Annotated in this window: 1 protein-coding gene; it reads left to right on the top strand. The window is 36.7% G+C overall.

The window, feature by feature from the left end:
• The first annotated feature begins 148 nt into the window (after nucleotides 1–148).
• Nucleotides 149–589: a hypothetical protein gene (locus JIV24_RS22210; RefSeq protein WP_200467280.1), complete on the top strand. Its 441-nt coding sequence runs from the start codon at nucleotides 149–151 to the stop codon at nucleotides 587–589.
• Nucleotides 590–856: the final 267 nt, after the last annotated feature.

Here is an 856-nt window from a genome sequence, read left to right as displayed (position 1 = left end):
GCTAAAAATAATACTGGAAATATACTTTAAAACTTATAGCATATCTCCAGTGTTTTTTAGTTCGTAAGGATTAACTAGTTAAAAAGCCCGCAATCCCTTACTAACCATACCGCCACCGTTGGCGGCAAGCAAAAAATAACCAAACCCAATGAAAATATTAATAATAATAACCATGACCTTCTTGTTATGCGTGAATATCCACGGACAAGAAGTAATTGAACTGACTGGTGAAGTTATTTCGAAACATGGAACTCCATTACCAGGAACAAGTATTGTGCTCAATAGTAATAGATTTGTAGGGACAATTACGGATGCATGTGGACAATTTACTTTGCAAGTTCCCAAGGGCAGAAATGACTATTTAATGTTTTCAATGATTTCTGAACCGTTTTATTTTGACCTTAATCTGATTAAAGACCAAGACCTTAATAAAGGTATTGTTTTTAGAATTATGCCTTTTAGCGAGAGCCGACAGCAAAGAACTAAAAATAAGAAAGACAAAAATATAACGATTGACTGTATAAAATTTGTGTATAAGAAAACTTTCAAGATAACTGATAAGAATCGCATCAGCCCCAAAAGCAATTGATGAAAAATTAAAGATAGAAGAAATGCCAGCCGCCAACACGCTGCGCATAGCGCATTCGGGATTCGAGTATTCTGGAAAGTCCGTAGCTTTGGCAATCAGCGCCCAATCGCTGATTTGGCTTAAAATGAAAAGTTAAAACAAATACAACGCTTTGGCTCAGCGGAGTTTTTGGAGGTAAGGTTTCGTTAATTTGCCAATCGCTTCATCGTGTGCCGAGAAGTAGTGAACGGCAAAATATTCACTACATGCTGTAAATTGAGATGGTGG

Origin of the sequence: Carboxylicivirga marina, from assembly GCF_016612505.1 — a bacterium.
Lineage (GTDB): Bacteria > Bacteroidota > Bacteroidia > Bacteroidales > Marinilabiliaceae > Carboxylicivirga > Carboxylicivirga marina.
This window is presented reverse-complemented; position numbering and strand designations above follow the sequence as displayed.

Coding starts and splice junctions, on each gene's coding strand:
- JIV24_RS22210 (WP_200467280.1), top strand. CDS start 149: ATGAAAATATTAATAATAATAACCATGACCTTCTTGTTATGCGTGAAT.